10 protein-coding genes are annotated in these 16,350 nt (G+C 51.7%); 5 read left to right on the top strand and 5 right to left on the bottom strand.

The window, feature by feature from the left end:
* Positions 1 to 80: 80 nt before the first annotated feature.
* A complete protein-coding gene (locus tag NI000_RS31080) occupies positions 81 to 1,091 on the top strand; it encodes a YeiH family protein (protein WP_253415231.1) in 1,011 nt (336 codons plus the stop codon).
* Between the two features lie 116 nt (positions 1,092 to 1,207).
* Positions 1,208 to 2,782 (top strand): copper amine oxidase N-terminal domain-containing protein, encoded by a 1,575-nt coding sequence (locus NI000_RS31075; RefSeq protein ID WP_253415230.1) that lies wholly within the window; start codon positions 1,208 to 1,210, stop codon positions 2,780 to 2,782.
* Between the two features lie 90 nt (positions 2,783 to 2,872).
* Here the strand turns inward: NI000_RS31075 and NI000_RS31070 are convergent, their stop codons facing one another.
* Positions 2,873 to 3,796 carry a M15 family metallopeptidase gene (locus NI000_RS31070; RefSeq protein WP_253415229.1) on the bottom strand — a complete coding sequence of 308 codons (924 nt, stop codon included), beginning with the start codon at positions 3,794 to 3,796 and terminating at the stop codon, positions 2,873 to 2,875.
* Positions 3,797 to 3,984: 188 nt separating this feature from the next.
* Between NI000_RS31070 and NI000_RS31065 the strand changes: the two genes are divergently transcribed.
* On the top strand, positions 3,985 to 4,155 hold the full coding sequence (locus NI000_RS31065; protein WP_253415228.1) for a hypothetical protein: 171 nt from the start codon (positions 3,985 to 3,987) through the stop codon (positions 4,153 to 4,155).
* Between the two features lie 479 nt (positions 4,156 to 4,634).
* Here the strand turns inward: NI000_RS31065 and NI000_RS31060 are convergent, their stop codons facing one another.
* Positions 4,635 to 5,069 carry a DUF6526 family protein gene (locus tag NI000_RS31060; protein ID WP_253415227.1) on the bottom strand — a complete coding sequence of 145 codons (435 nt, stop codon included), beginning with the start codon at positions 5,067 to 5,069 and terminating at the stop codon, positions 4,635 to 4,637.
* 130 nt (positions 5,070 to 5,199) lie between these two features.
* On the opposite strand from NI000_RS31060, the gene NI000_RS31055 reads away from it, so the two are divergent.
* Positions 5,200 to 5,895 carry a DNA alkylation repair protein gene (locus tag NI000_RS31055; protein ID WP_253415226.1) on the top strand — a complete coding sequence of 232 codons (696 nt, stop codon included), beginning with the start codon at positions 5,200 to 5,202 and terminating at the stop codon, positions 5,893 to 5,895.
* A 1-nt stretch (position 5,896) separates the two neighbouring features.
* Here the strand turns inward: NI000_RS31055 and nfsA are convergent, their stop codons facing one another.
* The 3 genes from nfsA to NI000_RS31040 all read right to left on the bottom strand — a co-directional run bounded on the left by nfsA (position 5,897) and on the right by NI000_RS31040 (position 15,230).
* A complete protein-coding gene (gene nfsA / locus NI000_RS31050; protein ID WP_253415225.1) occupies positions 5,897 to 6,631 on the bottom strand; it encodes an oxygen-insensitive NADPH nitroreductase in 735 nt (244 codons plus the stop codon).
* A gap of 205 nt (positions 6,632 to 6,836) precedes the next feature.
* Positions 6,837 to 13,226: a hypothetical protein gene (locus tag NI000_RS31045; RefSeq protein ID WP_253415224.1), complete on the bottom strand. Its 6,390-nt coding sequence runs from the start codon at positions 13,224 to 13,226 to the stop codon at positions 6,837 to 6,839.
* An 885-nt stretch (positions 13,227 to 14,111) separates the two neighbouring features.
* On the bottom strand, positions 14,112 to 15,230 hold the full coding sequence (locus NI000_RS31040) for an S-layer homology domain-containing protein (protein WP_253415223.1): 1,119 nt from the start codon (positions 15,228 to 15,230) through the stop codon (positions 14,112 to 14,114).
* Between the two features lie 535 nt (positions 15,231 to 15,765).
* Between NI000_RS31040 and queF the strand changes: the two genes are divergently transcribed.
* The gene (gene queF / locus NI000_RS31035) at positions 15,766 to 16,260 is read left to right on the top strand and encodes a preQ(1) synthase (RefSeq protein WP_025847467.1); all 495 of its coding nucleotides are present in this window, start codon (positions 15,766 to 15,768) and stop codon (positions 16,258 to 16,260) included.
* Positions 16,261 to 16,350: the final 90 nt, after the last annotated feature.

The following is a 16,350-nucleotide window of genomic DNA, read 5'->3' as shown; positions in this document are numbered from 1 at the left end:
AGGATTCGTATTTGTGTTTTCCTCCCGAATCTCTTACGATTACACCTGTCGGAAGTACATGGGAATCGGGGGGAAGCACTATGAACGGTTTGAAATCGCTCGGCCCGGGTCTCGCGCTCACGGGAGTCATTGCGGCCGTGTCTTACGGGCTCGGCCTGCTGTTTCCGCTGATCGGCGGCTCGGTTTTCGGCATCGTGATCGGCATCCTGGTGAACAATCTATGGCGCAAGCCGCAAAATACATGGCAGGGCATTCGTTTTTGCTCCAAAAAAGTGCTGCAATGGGCAATTATTTTGCTCGGCTGCCGTCTCAGCCTGTCGGAAGTATGGAAGACCGGCACGGAGACGTTCGCGGTCATGATCGTCACGCTGCTGCTTTCGTTCGCCGCGGCCTACGGATTCGGGCGGCTGCTTCGCATTCCGCCGCGCATGGCGACGTTGATCGGCGCGGGCACCGGCATTTGTGGCGGTTCGGCGATCGCAGCCATCTCGCCGGTCATCGAAGCGGAGGAAGCGGAGATCGCGTATTCGATCTCGACGATCTTCTTGTTCAACATTGTCGCGGTCCTTGTTTTTCCGGCGCTTGGGCATGCGCTCGGCTTATCCGATGCGGGCTTCGGTCTATGGGCGGGCACCGCGGTGAACGACACTTCTTCCGTCGTCGCCGCAGGGTATGCGTTCAGCACCGCCGCCGGGGATTACGCCACCATCGTTAAACTGACGCGCACCACGATGATCGTACCGATTGCGATCATTATGGCGGTCGTCGTCGGTTGGAGCAAGAAGCGGGAAGCTGCGGCTGCCTCTGAGGCGGGATCGTTTTCGATCAAGCAGGTATTTCCTTGGTTTATTTTATGGTTTCTCGCCGCTTCGCTGCTGTACACGCTCGGACTTTTTGGGGAGCAGCTTTTGCAGTGGATTCATGTGGCGGCGCAGTTTATGATCGTGGTGGCGCTGACCGCGGTCGGCTTATCCGCCGACTTCCGGCAAATGACCGCTACCGGGGTAAGGCCGATGATTCTCGGCTTAATCGTCTGGTTGGTCGTCTCCGTCACCGGATATGCGGTCGGCACGCTGACCGGCCAAATGTGACGTTTCCGTTAGGCGGGAACGTCTTTTTCTTTTGCGAAATCACGGAAGGAGGAAATCCGTTCCATCTCATCGAATCTTTAGTCAAGTACATAAGACAAGCGAAGGAGAGATGCCCATTGTTTAAAAAAATCGGCGTATGGGTCATGAGCGCAGCTCTTGTTTTTACGGCCGGCTGCCAGCCGCTTGGCGGTTTGAATATGAATCAGGCCATCGAAAACGAATTGAAGACGGATACTTACGAGGCTTCGCTGTCGATGACACTGCAATACGATGTGGGAGACACGAATGCTTTGTTCGAATCCGAGAAGGAACGAGTGGCCTTTTGGAACGGATTTCAATTAAATGTGTCCAGCTTGAAGGTGAACCGAAAAGAGCAGACGATGTCGGCTAAAGGGTCGATCACTGCTGCTAAGCTGAACCTTCCGTTTGCCGTTTCCCTGGATAAGGATGTTGCGGTGCTAAACGTGGAAGGCGCGAATAAGCCGATTGTTATTGCCGATTGGCGTACGAACGAGCTGACCGGTCTATCTCATGAGCTAACGATGTACGACGATTATTGGTTCTATAGGCTGAAAAGGATTATGAAGGAATTTCGCTTGGCAGATCAACAAGAGGTGACCAACAAAGCGATAGGTCTCATTGCCAAAAATCTTCCAAACGCCGCCTCCCTTGCCGTAGACAAAAAGACGGAAACGATTCAAGGGCAGACGGTAAACGGACATCAGCTCCGGTTTGATGTATCGGGAGAGCAATTTGCCTCGTTATTCCGGTCCATGTTCAAAAACGTGGCTTTGGACGACCAAGGCTTGCGTGAGCTGGCTGTCGTCATCTACGATAAGTTCCATCCGGAGCTAAAAGAACTTGGCTTCGCGGAGGAGCTGTTCCAAGACCGGCAGCTCGGTACGGAAGCGGTCTATACGGGGGCGAAAGCGATTGCGCTTTATTTGACCTCCGAAACGGGCGGTGCTTGGGAGCAGGAGTTGCTGAGCCAATCCAAGCTTAAAGTGGATGCATTCGTAGACGAGAGTAAACAGATCCGCCAGTGGAACGCCGAAATCGCCATGCAAAGTCCCCCGGGAACGGAAGACGGAATCCGCGGCGGCAAGCTTACCGTCCGGATGGATCGGTGGAACATCAATGGAGATGTGAAGCCGGACATCATCTCCGCGAAGGATGCGATCCTGTACGAGGATTTATCGAATGAGGACAACTTGAGACAGGTTGTGAAGCCGGATTCGGCGTTCTATAAGCTGCTGAAGGAACAGCTTCGGATCACGGAGAAGTATTTGTACTTCTATATTTGGTCTGAATCCGACTTGGACGGCGTACCGGCGGCAGAGGCAGAGGGGACGGAGGCTTATCCGGCCTACAATTATAATGCCGCTTATATTTCGGGTAATAATACCGCCTATGTGCAAGGGAAAGAGCTCGGGGAAGGGCTTGGCTATAAGGTGACATGGGATGCGGGAACAAAAACGATGACCATCGCGGGCTCCCAGACGGAGATCGTACTGCAAGCGGGCAGCGCGACGGCCCGGGTGAATGGAACCGACAAAAGCATTGGCGCTCCCACCGTGCTGAAAAAAGATGCACTCTATGTTCCGGTTCGGTTCGTGGCCGAGCAATTGGGCGCCAAGGTGAAAACCGAGGGAGAGGAAAGCTTATACTCCATCGAAGTGTATAAACCGTAGTACAGGACGCACAGAGAAAAAAACAAAACGCCTGATTCTTCATCCTTTGCGGAAAAAGAATCAGGCGTTTGTTGCGTTTTGCGAAGAAGGTCAGGATTTTGGCTTCGTTACAGGTACGGCGTTTTTAACGTACTCTTCCAGCGTCACGCCTTGCTTGACGATCGCTTTGGCGGTGTCTACGCCGACATAACGGAGGTGCCAAGGCTCATATTGATAGCCGGTGATGCTTTCTTTGCCCTCCGGATACCGGATGATAAACCCGTAGTCGGCCGCGTGCTCGGCAAGCCATTTTGCTTCCTTGGTCGCGCCGAAGCAATCCTCCGCTGCGCATTTGCCCGAGCTGCCGGCCACGTCGATGGCCAGTCCCGTCTCATGCTCGCTGTGTCCCGGCTTGGCGCTGTATTTGTTCGCCGCGGCTTCGCCGTCTTTTTGCACGTATCGGTTATACACCGTTTTTTGCGTTTCATGGGAGCGGTAAGCGGAGACGCCGGCCAGCGGCAGGTTATCCTTTTTGGCTCCTTCAAACAGCTTTTCAAGCGCTGCGGCTGCTTCCTTGCGCATTTTGCGCTTTTCAAGCTTTTCTTTGAACGTAAAAGGAACATTCGGGTCAACCAAGTCCTGCGGCTTGTAGCTATCCGGCAGCTTGTTCGTTTTGTTGACAAGAACCGCAATGTCCGCCGGGTTCGCGACAACCTGAACATCTCCTGTTTTTCCCGATGAGGAGGCGTTTTGCTTCGCGCCGGATTTGGTATCCGTTTGAGCCGTTTGCTTTACCCCCGAGGTACCGGAAGCTTGATTCTGCCCGGTCGTCGAAGCGGAAGGCGTGTCGGACGGTTTCGACTTGGATGCATCTGCGGTAGTGCCGGTCGAGCCGGTATTCGATGAGGCGGGAGGCGCTGAGGTTCCGGCTGCGGTGTCGGCTTGCGTTTTGCTGCCGGCGTCTCCGCATGCGGTGGATATGAGCATGATTGCAGCCAGCAGCAGCGCTGCGGCGGTCGTACGACGAGAGTTCAATAGAGCCAAATCCTTTCTGTACTTAAATGCACACACGCATTTTAGCGGTCTTATTACATAGACGACGTACGGAAACGAAAAGTTTCTAATTTTTCTCCCATCCGCTTCCTGTAAAAATATTCCCTAAGGTGAGAGATCGGATTCCGATTCGTCGTCTATACAGTATAGAACGCTAGGAGGACCGAGTTGTGGAGGAACGCGATATCCGGCAGGAGTCGGAACGAGAGCTTATTCATCGGATTGTGGCGGGAAGCAAGCAAGAATTTTGCTTTCTGGTCGATCGTTATAAACAGAAAATTTACGGTCTCCTTCGGGGAATGGGGGCGAGTCCTATGTCATTTGGCGTGTTTTCTTTTTAAGTGTGATGCTCCGGTCTTTATCTGCTGCGCTCCTCGGGGTACACGACACGGAGCCGCATGATAGCGGTTAATCCGCAGGAGGTTTTCCTATTCGTATCCACGGATGAAGAAGCGGGCCCGAAGGCCGCGCGGACTGATCCCAAAGACGGCGATTTTCTCCGAAAAGTGTTTCCCGGCAGGCGTTGCGGCGTTGTGACGCTGGATGGCGGCGGATCATCGGCCCCATTGGTTTGAGGAGCGAATAGAGGAACTCCGATGCGCTAATCGAGGGGCTCGTGGCCTCTGGACAAATTTAGAGGAACATGCGTTCGTTATTGGTGTCGAAAATAGTTCATAGTGCCCCGAAAAGGAGTAATAGCACATCGCAGTTCCTTTATTGATTGCCTAAGACGTCGGGTGAAGCCTATAGCTCATTACAGTTCCTCTATTAGGCGCATATAGCGTATGGTGTATACAGCGGCAGGTTCACAGCAAGGATATTACAGCCGGTGATGATCCGCCCGCCAAGTCCGGATCGCTTTCTTAATGTCCTCGGGCCGCATGTTTTCTTCTGCCGCTTTGCGGCACAGCTCCGGGTATTCCTGATCGCCGGCGAATCGCAAAGCGATGATTTGCCTCAGCGATAATCGGGGATCCATGGGCTTGCCGGTCAGGATAAAGTGCCGGAGCAGCTCTTCCGCCCGGATGGCCCGGTCTTGAGCTTTGAGCGCATATGTCCGCACCAGCATGACCAAGATGGCGGCGATGACGCTCAGCCCGAGCAGGAGTAGTGCGGCGGACACGCCTTCTCCCACTATCAGGGAACGGACGGCATAAACTACTGCACCGACGAGAACGATTAAAGTCAGCCAAAGAAGCACGAAATGGAACAGCGGATCAAATTTGCGGTGATTGGCGTACTGTTGGGTTTCCAAACGATTTTCCTCCCGTAGTCAGGTTAGTTTTATTGTATAACCGGCTGTGAGAGTTTACCACATCCTTGGTTGCTTGACTGTCCGCTTTTTTGTAAAGTGAAGAAAAATAACGATACTGGAGGTTGTTTTCTTGGCTTACGTTACTTCCGATTATGCCGAACGTTTGCAAGCCCATCTGCGATCCCATGCGAACCCGGAATTGGCAGGTCCGATGCAGGCATATATGCGCGATCAATTCACTTTTCTGGGGATCAAATCGCCTGAACGTACAGCGCTTGTCCGGCAGTTTCTTCAAGAGCACGGCGTACCGGAAATCGGGGAATTGGAACAAACGGTCCGGGAATTGTGGGCGCAGCCGGAACGCGAATTCCAGTATGCGGCGCTAACGCTGCTCGGGAAAAGAGGCAAGACTGCGGATGTCTCCCGAATCGAGCTTTTGGAAGAGCTCATTACGACCAAATCGTGGTGGGATACGGTGGATGAATTGGCGGGACATGCGGTAGGAGAATTGTTCGCCCGGTTTCCTGAGCTGATTCCGGTCCGTACGCAGAGATGGATGGCTTCGGATTCGATGTGGCTGCAGCGGACGGCTCTATTGTTCCAGCTTCGCTACAAGAAGCGAACGGATGCGGCTTTACTTTTTGATCTGATCCGGCAATGCGCGGACTCGAAGGAGTTTTTCATCCGAAAGGCGATCGGCTGGGCGCTCCGGGAGTATTCCAAGACCGACGAAGCGGCGGTCCGCAGGTTCGTCGCCGAAACCGCGCTATCGCCGCTTAGTATCCGTGAAGCGCTAAAATATGTGGATCGGCGAAAGCCGCAATAACCTATTCCAGCTTAAAGCCCCGGGCTTCCAAGAAGCTTCGTATATGCGCACGCACCGGCTGCCGGAATTTGTCCGCTATCCCTCTGGACCATGTGGTCACCGTTTTGCCTCCGGTTCTCGTCCGGTAATATTCCTGTATCGTTTCGTCGTATGTTTCGATCTGCTGCCGTACATCGTCCGCTTGATAGCCGTTATAGTGCAGAACGGCCTGCTTCGGCAGCCGCGGGCGAGCCGAAGGCTCTTGATCGGGCACGCCGATACACATGCCGAACACCGGATAGACGAGCTCGGGCAGCTGGAGCAACCGGCTGACGTCCTCTGGCGCGTTGCGGATTCCGCCAATGTACACGATCCCGAATCCGAGTGATTCGGCGGCCACGGCGGCATTTTGCGCAGCAAGCGTTGCATCGACGGTGGCGACGATGAAGCTTTCCGTATTTTGATGGAACGATTCGCCGTTCAGCTCGGTTGCTTCGCGGAGCCGGTACAAATCTGCGCAGAATACAAGGAACAGACCGGAATGCTCGACATAGGCTTGATTTCCGGCGAGCCGGGCCAGCTCCTGCTTTTTCTCCGGATCGGTCACGGCAATGATGCTGTAGGCTTGGACGTTGCTTGAAGTCGAGGCCATTTGAGCGGAAGCGACGATGGCGTCGATGTGCTCCGGCTGCAGCGGAACGTCCTTGAATTTGCGGATGGAGCGGTGGCTTTGGAGCAAATCAATTACGGCGTTCATGAATAGTTGCACCTCCGAATGGAATCGTTATGGAATGTAGTGAATAGGAAAGACCCCCTGTCGGGGGTCTCCAGCAGACTGGTTGACATGCCTACCTTAAATTGTAAATGTTTAGATTCGTATCGTCAAACCGGGCGGGATAACGTGCCGCTAATTCTCGCACTGACGCTTATTTTTAGAGACAAGCGGAAGAACTCCCGTACTATTAATGCCGGATCTGATTGACGATCACATCATACATGCTGCCTTGAATTTTGACCGGCACATCGTCGGTCTGAACCAATCCGTTGCTCCAATGTACGCGGAACCGGAAGGTGTAGGTTTGGCCGCTGCGCAGCGATTGGGCATGATCGGGATTGACCAGTTGCCCGCTGAATCGAATGCGGTCGGAGGAGTCAAGTTTGACTTGCTCGCCGGTTTCCAGAAGCGTCGCATCGACCGACTGCGGCTTGGTTGCGCTGGTGCCGGTATCGGTCACCGTCGCTGACAGCTCGAACGCCTCCCCGGCCCAAAAGACGTCGGCCGCCCGAGGAGCGCCCGGGTGCTTCTCGTTCCACAACAGCCGGTAGCTTTCCCACTCCGGCGTATGCGTGACATAGCCTTTAATCGACAAAGGCAGTACGACGAACGAATAGGTCTGGTTAAACGTTCCGCCCTTGCCGTCGCTGAGGGATAGCCGCAAGGTGTAAATTCCTTGAGGCAGTGGCCCGTAGGTGAACGCTTTGCTTTGGCCGGACGGAACGCCGCTCCATTGCTGAATGATTCCGAACGCGCCGCCGTTCAAGCTGCTTTCTACCGTGACGTCGATCGCATCGCCGTCCGGATCGGAGACCGAAACGGTGAACACGGGCGTGTCGTGCTCGTAAATCGGCGTAACAAACGTAATGTTTCCCGTCGGAGGGCGGTTAGTCAGCAGCCAAGTTGGCGCAGACCATGCCGACCATACGAATCCGTCAAAAGCGCGCGCTCGAACCTGAACTTTCGCTCCTGCCGGCAGCGGATGATCCTTAGGAACGGAGGCGTTTTGTACGGACACTTGCCCTTGAAGATGCTGCCCTTGTTCTCCCGTATCATAGAGCACGGTATTTCCCGCTTCGTTGATGAATTGGACTTGATATTTCGTGAACGTCGTATTCGGATCCGGATCGCTTTGCGTGAACGAAACGGTCGGCGTCGGGCTCATCGGCGTCGGATTCGCCTGCGTTCCGGAAGGAACATTCATCGTCACAGTCGGCGTCATGTTGATGTAGAACCATACGGTGTTGCTCCATTCGGACCATAGGTTCGGATCGTCGTCGGTGACTTTCATCCGTACTTGCAAAGGAACGCCTGTCGGCAGGTCTGTCGGCACTTGGAAGCTGTTCGTTGTTGCCGTGGTATTCTGATACGCATTCCATCCGGTGTTGTAGACCATGCCGCCGGTCTCGTTCAAAATTTCGATGTACATTTTCGCATAGTAGTTCTTCTGGCCGTCCGATTGAGCCCAAGCAATCGCCGGTCGTTTGTTATCCAGAATAAGCGTCGGGTTATAGGCGTCAGGTCCGTTCGGATTCGTAATGACAACTCTGGGCGCCGAATTGATGACCATCCATCCGATATTGGACCAATCCGTCCAATAGTACGGATTTTGCGCGCGCACCCGTACTTGATACAGCTCGCCGCGGATCAAATCCGTCGTCACTTGCCACGAAGCCGAACTATGCGGCGGCGCATTCTGGCTTGTTTCCCCGCTGCTGATGACGAGACTTCCGTGCGAGTCTATAATTTGAACCTCGTACCCCGTAAACGAATGGCCCGCCGGGTCATCCTGCCTCCAATGGATCGGCGGTCTCGTTCCGTGTTCCAATGTCGGATTGTCTCGCGTCCCGGTCGGATACGTTAGCTGTACCGTCGGTTTTGGAATTACAGGGACGTTGCCTTTGAGCTGGATCGAAGCGGTCGCGGGGTAAGACTTTGCCCCGTACTCGTCAATGACCTGTAAATACGCGGTATAAAGTCCTGGCTTTTTCGGCCTCGTCAGCTTTTCAGCGACAAAATTACCGTCGGGGTCGACATAGCCGTACTCCCGGGAAACGATCCCGCGCATGCTGCAATAATCGTAGCCCGTCACATCGGGTGCGCTGCAGCGTGCCGGGTCCCATGCCGCCCGATTCGGATCGAAACGGTCCGGATCGTAGGACGTATCATTCCAGGTGACCGTGCCGTCTCCGTTTTCCGAGAGCGTGAACTGCGCAACTGGTCTGCGGTGAACGGTCAATTTTTTCTGGAACGTATTGGACCATTTGCGATACTGATCGAAGACCATGCTTGCCCATAAATAGTTCCGATTCGGATCGTCCTGCGCCCTTAGCGTGAGCATGTATACCCCAACTGCATCAAAGGTTTGCTGCGGAGCGTCGAACGTCTTCCCGTTCAGCGCGGACAGTCCCTGATTGTTTAAGAACTTCGGCGTATGCGTGACCCCCCAGCGGAAGTTGCCGGCCATCGGATCGTTTTCCGGATCTTCGAACAAAATGCTTTTATACCGCACGTTGGCCGAAGCCGAACCGTTCTCCCATATGGCGTAGTCGGACATCCAATCCCGGTGATCCTGATTCTGCTTAACGGAAATGGCCGTGAATGTGACAAACGACTTGTCCGTGAAAGGTCCCATTTTTCCATCCGTGAATGTGGTATCCTGCACATCAAACACCGGTACGCCATTCATGAATACTTGAATTGTATCGCCCGATAAGCTGATCTTGAACAAATTGTCCATGTTATCGAACGGCCACGTCTGGCTGCGCAGCACGGTTCGGCTGCCGCCAACGTAACGACTTAGATAGAGCGTGGAGCCGTCCGTTTCCAGACTGTATCGGTTGGTCGGGTCGAGCATCCGGAACGAAAAGCCGCTTAAGCTCGTATCCTCGTTCGGACTTGTCATTTTCATTCGGAACGTAACGTCTGTATCACGATAGCTGTCCGGCGAAACGAACTGACCGAGAACAAACCCTTTCCGTAGTACCGGATCTTGATCCAAAGGACCGCTTTCGAGATACATGTACTTATCGGTTTCCGTGAAGTAATAGCCGTTGCCCGTTTGTCTTTTTACCGTATTGTACATCCCCAAAAACAGGCCGTCCCCTACATAAAATCCGCCTAAGTAGTTGTCTCCCCGCTCTTGTTCATTGGACGCTTCATTCAATAATTCGCCCTCATGAACATTGAAACGGCTGCACTTTCCATCCGTCGCCCAGGAGCAACCTCCTCCTCCGTCATTGAATCCGCCACCAGTGGTTACGCCAACTGTGTACGGATAGTTGTATGGAACAGGTCCGTCCGATACCGCGCCGGTGTCCATATTCACGTATTGTCCGAAGCTATGGTGGTCACCACGACCGTTCATAAGATCCATATTCGTGTAACTGCGGGTCAGCAAGGTCCGGTTATATGGATTTACAACGAGCGCCGTAAAATTGTTGTAAAGCATTTCTCCACCCATTGACGTGTTGGAAGGGTAGAACCAGTCCATACCTGCCAATCTGGCGGTCCATCCCATGCTCAAGTCGTTATTGATGCGCAGCAGATAAACGCCGATCGGGGCGTCCTCGTTATATCTTCTGTCGATTTTAATGTATCCGTCGTCCCGGTCGCAGGAGCGTTTGATGTAGGTATAAAACTCCCCGTCCGGCCCTTTCCATAAGCCGTTTAGATCGCTGTATCTGCATTGATAGTTTTCGACATACTGCTCAGGAACCGGGCGCCCCAGCATCGTATTATAATATTTTCTTTGATATTTAATGGTGCTGTCCGGGAACGATTGTCCGCCTCTTCTGACTTCCTGGAGCTGTGGATTAATCTCGATAAATCCAATCTCGCGCGGTTGATCAAAGCCTTTTTGATATACGATGACCAAGCTTTCGCCTTTGGTCATCAGCGAGAACGTCTTCCGCCCTGTATACTCCTTTTCGTCAACCGAAATCCCGAGCACTTCCCAGCCACTCTTGAGCGGATTGTCTTTATTGCTCGAAATCAGCTTACCGGTATACGCATCGTATGCCTCGATCATAAAGGAGTTGTTGGCCTTGCCGACGCCGCACGTCCAGCTGTTCGAACCATCGTCGTTACGGCAAGTGGTGAAATAATCATACATTCTGATGTTCGAAACCTTGTAGATGATTCCGCCTGCGACCTCGTACTTCACAGAACCTTGGTACTCACTCGGCAAGTATACCTCTTTCATATAGGTCGGCCCATTCGGAGAATCACGGAACGGAACGGCGACAGTATACTTGTCCGGCGCGAGGATAAAATCATATGGGTCTCGATCCCATAAATGAAACAGGTTGTTAGCTGCATTGTTCCATTTTCTACTGTACTGCGGCAGCTTCTTTTTATTAAAGGCATACAGCTTTGAGCCCTCGTCAAAATAAAGATACGTTTTGTTTGTACGTACGAGCGAATTGAACTTCGCCGGAGCATATCCGGGTACAAACGTCCTCGCATCCGGATCCCAGATCGTTGATGGGACTAAGATGGGGGTACTGTTCAGCGTGGATCTGCCGTTCACCCACTGATAAACCGTACCTTTATACGAGCTGACAAAGTTTGCGCCGAACCCGAGGTCCGGCCATAGGAACGTTCCGAAGACGTTGGTAGGCCCTTGAGGCGGACTATCTCGCTTGATGATGCTTTCCTGACGCTCCATTTCTCTTCCCAAGCCCGCCCGCAGGACGGCGTTGCCCTCGGCAGCCCACCGGTAAACATAGTTATTGATCCGGTTATTCGTGTTCGTATCGAACAGAGCCCACGAGTTTACGATTGTATTGGCGTTAAACATAATAGGCGGATTCATTCCCGGCTGATCGTTCTGTCCTTCGATGGCAAAGGAAACGTGCGGCGCATTGTTGACGATATCCATCGTACGCGGCGCATCCGGTTGCGTATCGGATGCCAGAGCGCTTTTCCCGTAGTCCTCCGTCACTTGAACATCGAACAGATATTTACCGACCATGTCGGTTTTAAATACAAGCGTGTTGTTATCGAAGGAGACAACTCTGCTGTCTGTCCCAAGGATATCCAGCCAAGGATCGTCCTGAAAACCGTTGTTTGCCGCGTCGTATTTGAACCGCCATTTGACAGAAACGATCTGATCGCCGTCCGGCGAGTACGATTGATTCCGGATGGTAACCGGCTGATTCCGGATACCGAGCGGCGGTACAACGATTTTGCCGATGGGAGGCAAGTCCGGGTGCACGGTAATGTTGCACGTGCTGTAGCCGGTCGATGCCATGCCCGAGCTGTCCACGACTTTTGCCAGTGTGACGGTCGCTGTAACGTCCTGCAAGGTGCCGTTATAGTACTTATCGAGCTTGTTGACCCACAAGTCCTTTGAGTGGTCGATGGATCGTCTCGCCGGGCTCCAGCTTTTATCCGCATGGATCGCTCCGGGAGGGACGGGACGATTTTCCTTGATTTCCGCGGGCGCGGTGCAGATCGGGATCGGATTCGGTTCCATCACGGTCAAGGACACGTTTTCCGTTCGCGTCCCGCCGCGCCCGTCATCCGCCGTAGCCTTCACGGAGAAGGTTCCGGGCGTATCCGCTTTGATATGATAATAGCCTTCGGCGTCGAGCGTCTTGCCCCAATCTTCGTGCAACTGCTTCGCTATTTTTTGAATCCAAGGGTGCGTACCGGAATCGAAATCCCATTTCCATTGGATTGGATCGTTGTCCGGGTCTGAAGGCGACTTCGGGTCTGTGTACTGGTTATGAATAACGCGGACATTCACCATGTCGCCCACCAAAAAATATTTCGGCGGATAGATCCCGTTCCGGTCTTGATCGTAAAACCAGCCAGCCTGAAAATAGGGCGGTTTATTGTTCGGATCGGGGAGAACCGTTAACGGTTTTTCCTTAATCCAGTCCGTTTCACCACAAGAAGTTTGAATTTTCAGACTTATGTAGTTGCTGCCTTCTCCAAAATAAAACGGTCTCCCGTTCGGATAGGGGAATGAACTGTTCTGCGATTGCCCTTTCACCCGATTCGTCGACCATGTCTGGCCGTTATAGTTGAACCGATATTGATGACCGAAATAGGTGCAGCCTTTCGGGATTTTAAAATCAACAGGCTCCAGCTCGAAATTATCCCGAATTTTGATCGTCGGTCCGGGCCTTATTCGAAAATCGCCGTCGATGCCGATATCGACCGGAAAATCAAACGGCTTATAGTTGTTGTCTTCCCCGCCTGTCGTACCTTCATCGATCGTATTGTCCGAATCGACATAAAATCCGGTCAATAGCTTCCCTGGGTCCGTCACCGTATATTGAAACGTTCCGGTTATATCCACGTTTTGCTCGGCGTTAGCAAAAGATGCCTTGTGAATCGTTTTGCCGTTGGAACGGTTCTGGATCAGGATCGAGAAGGTTTTGTTCTTGATCGGCTCTCCCACATTACGGAACGTGTAGGTGAACGTCGTCGGTTCGCCGATTTTGACCGGCCCGTTCGATTTGAGATCGATAGGGATCAGGTCGGGAAAGGTCGGCGCTTTGTAGAACACTTCTATGCGCCCTTCGAATTTGTATGTTGTTGCGTTCCAGAACGTGTCCGCGTCCATTTTATAATTTCGGCCTTGCTGATGCTTCCAATAATTCTGATCACTTTCATCTTCTGGCCAGAGAATATAGTCTCGATCAAGTTTATTGTAAGATGAAGTAAAGGGCTTTGAAATTTTCATGTATCCAAAGCCATCTATTTTTTTACCGATATCTTCGATCTTGAACTCTTCGGATCTTGCCACTGCCTTAGTAATCGTAATACTTTTAGGGTCAATTAGTTCTGGAGATACGGGTTCTCCCTCTATATTCACATTAAAATAAAACTCATCTGGCGGAGCAATTTTATAAGCTGTTGTTACAGCGGAACCGTCCCATTTTCTCAAGTCCGGTTCGTCAAAAAGAACATACTGTCCTGGGAAAGTCTTTCCATCCGGTGGATAGATTGTTGCATCGCTCGGAAACAGCCCAGGACAAGGAGAAGGAATCGGATCCGGTGAACCACTGCAACTTCCCGGAAATTGATAGTGCTTTGTCCGCTCCCCTTCCGTGTCCCAATATTGCCCGCTTGGATCACGCCAAATAATGTGACCCGGATTCGTATATTGTTTAGCATATAGTTTAACGGGGACTCCTCCCTTTAAATTTTTGAACACGATTTGATCATTAGACACTTCGAAAGTATTTGCCTCTATCTTTCTTTCCGTGCCATTGGCATCTCTCATATATACATCAACCCGCTCAATAATTTGAGTACCCGAATTTAGTGGTACACTATAATTTGTTAAGATTGACGTTGGCTCAAACGTCTTAAAATTGATTGCGGCCATAATATAGTCAGGTCGTAAAAACATGAATACGGATAAACCAACAAAGAAGATAACGGCTGCTGTAATGAGTTTCTTCCATTGTTTCTTTGTGAACAAAGCAGCCCCTCTCCCCTACTACTATTCTTTTCTTCCAAGATTAAATCCAGTTCCGTTATTTTCATTTAGTCTAATATTCGTATACCCGATTCGTTCTTTTTGTGAATGTACTTCTTCTTTAGGAATTGCGAAAAGATACCATCCTTCTGAATGATTAGTCTTCGTACTGATTCGAGGAAGCAGGAATCTTCTGTCAACTTTATCGATGTCCATGACAACCACTTCTGTACCTAAATTTGGAGCCATCTGTCCAAATAATCCGTAATTAAGAGGAGATCCTGTTTCATTTGTAATGTCCACTTTCAATGCAATCAAGTATTCATCATCGATCGGCTTACCGTTAACTTTCTCTAGTTTACCGTCAAACATTGAGCGAAAGGCGCCATCTTTTTCGTTTAAATCCATGATCAAGATTTGATGCACCTTTATGGTCGCTTTCGTATTCCGGAACGGCATCTTATACGGAAGCTCAACCACATGACTACCCCACATCGTCTGCACGTTACTCCCCGTCAATTCCACTTCCGCATAACTCGCTGCACGCTTGTCCACTTCAAGCTTCTTGCCTTGGCTCACATCTAAAATCCGCTGAATGATCTTCACGGACTGCGCCCTTGTGGCCGATTCTTCTTTACCGAGCTGGCCGTCGGCCATGCCCGTAATCAATCCCTTCTGCGTCGCCAAAAACATAAACTTCTTCGCATCGGTGCTATCCTCAGGCGACTGCAGCGATTTATCCGATGCACGGATGGCGAGCCGGGCCATTTCCATCCGGGTAATAGGCGTATTCCAGTCACCGGAAGAAAAGTCCTTGTATTGGTGGATTCCAGCTTGCACAAGCGCATCGACGTAAGGAGCATACCACTCCTTGTTATCGCCACCCGGTACCGGCTTCAAGCCGGCTGCTTTTGCCGTCATGGTGATAAATTCCGCCCGCGTAACGGTGTGGTCCGGCTTGAACGAACCGTCCGGGTAACCGTCGACGTAACCGGCTGCTACAATAGCCTTAATATCGGATTCCGCCCAATGCCCGGAAATATCGCTTAAAGACACACCTGCTTTTGACTCCGCAGCGGTTTTCGGCTGCTCTGCGGCAACCAGCGTATTGGCATTGGGGCTGCAGGCGCTCATTAACATCATGGATACGACTAAAGGGACAACTCGCTTCATCAAAAATCTTCCTTTCAAGTGAATTCAAAGTTATGTATTTCCAGATCCAAAAGGACTAGGTCTATTGTACCATGACCGCGCTTAATTTACAGATTTTTCTTGCACCAAAACACAAAAACCGCCCTACCCACTAAAGCATGGATAAGGCGGTTCTTCCGCTCATCATTCGTTGTTATATTACCATCTTATTCCGAAACCTTCAAGAGGTTTTGCAATTTTTGTCGTAAAGTGTTTAGCATGAAGAAAATAGGGCTAGTAGTAACGGTGCTAGCGTTGCTGTGCGTTCAGCCTGCCGCACTGGCCGAAGGTACCATCCAAGTGAAGGGTGATTAATCGCTGCTGGGAACGAAAGCGCGGGCTCAAATGAACGACGGCACGGTTACGGCTACCGTCCGGCCTTTGGCGGAGGAGTTTTGGGGTGCTTCCTTTTTCTTGCAAAATCTTACCTTTAGCTCATAGATCGGCTATAATAAAGGTTTAAGAAGAGAAAGGAGCCAAGCACACCATGGCAGGAAGAAAAGAAGGCGAGCTCGACTTGACGCTGCTCGGTAACCAGCAAACGAAGTATCCGACGAATTATGCGCCGGAGATGCTCGAATCGTTTGATAACAAGCATCCGTACCGCGATTATTTTGTCAAATTCAATTGCCCGGAATTTACCAGCCTGTGCCCGATTACCGGCCAGCCGGACTTCGCCACAATTTATATCAGCTACATCCCGGACCTCAAAATGGTCGAGAGCAAGTCGCTTAAGCTGTATTTGTTCAGCTTCCGCAATCATGGCGATTTCCACGAGGACTGCATGAACATCATCATGAACGATTTGATAAAGTTAATGGACCCCAAGTACATTGAAGTGTGGGGAAAATTTACCCCGCGCGGAGGCATTTCCATCGATCCTTACTGCAACTACGGACGTCCGGGGACGAAATACGAACAGATGGCCGAGCACCGGCTGCTGAATCATGATCTGTACCCGGAGAAGGTCGACAATCGCTAAGCCGTAACGGCGGTCGCACAAACCGTAGGCCGGATTACAGGACTGCCTTAAAACCCGGCATCATCTAAAAGCAATAACAAAGCCGCATCC

This window comes from Paenibacillus tyrphae (genome assembly GCF_024158745.1).
Taxonomy (GTDB): domain Bacteria; phylum Bacillota; class Bacilli; order Paenibacillales; family NBRC-103111; genus Paenibacillus_G; species Paenibacillus_G tyrfis_A.
The sequence above is the reverse complement of the archived record's forward strand: the minus strand, read 5'-3'. Positions and strand labels throughout refer to the sequence as shown.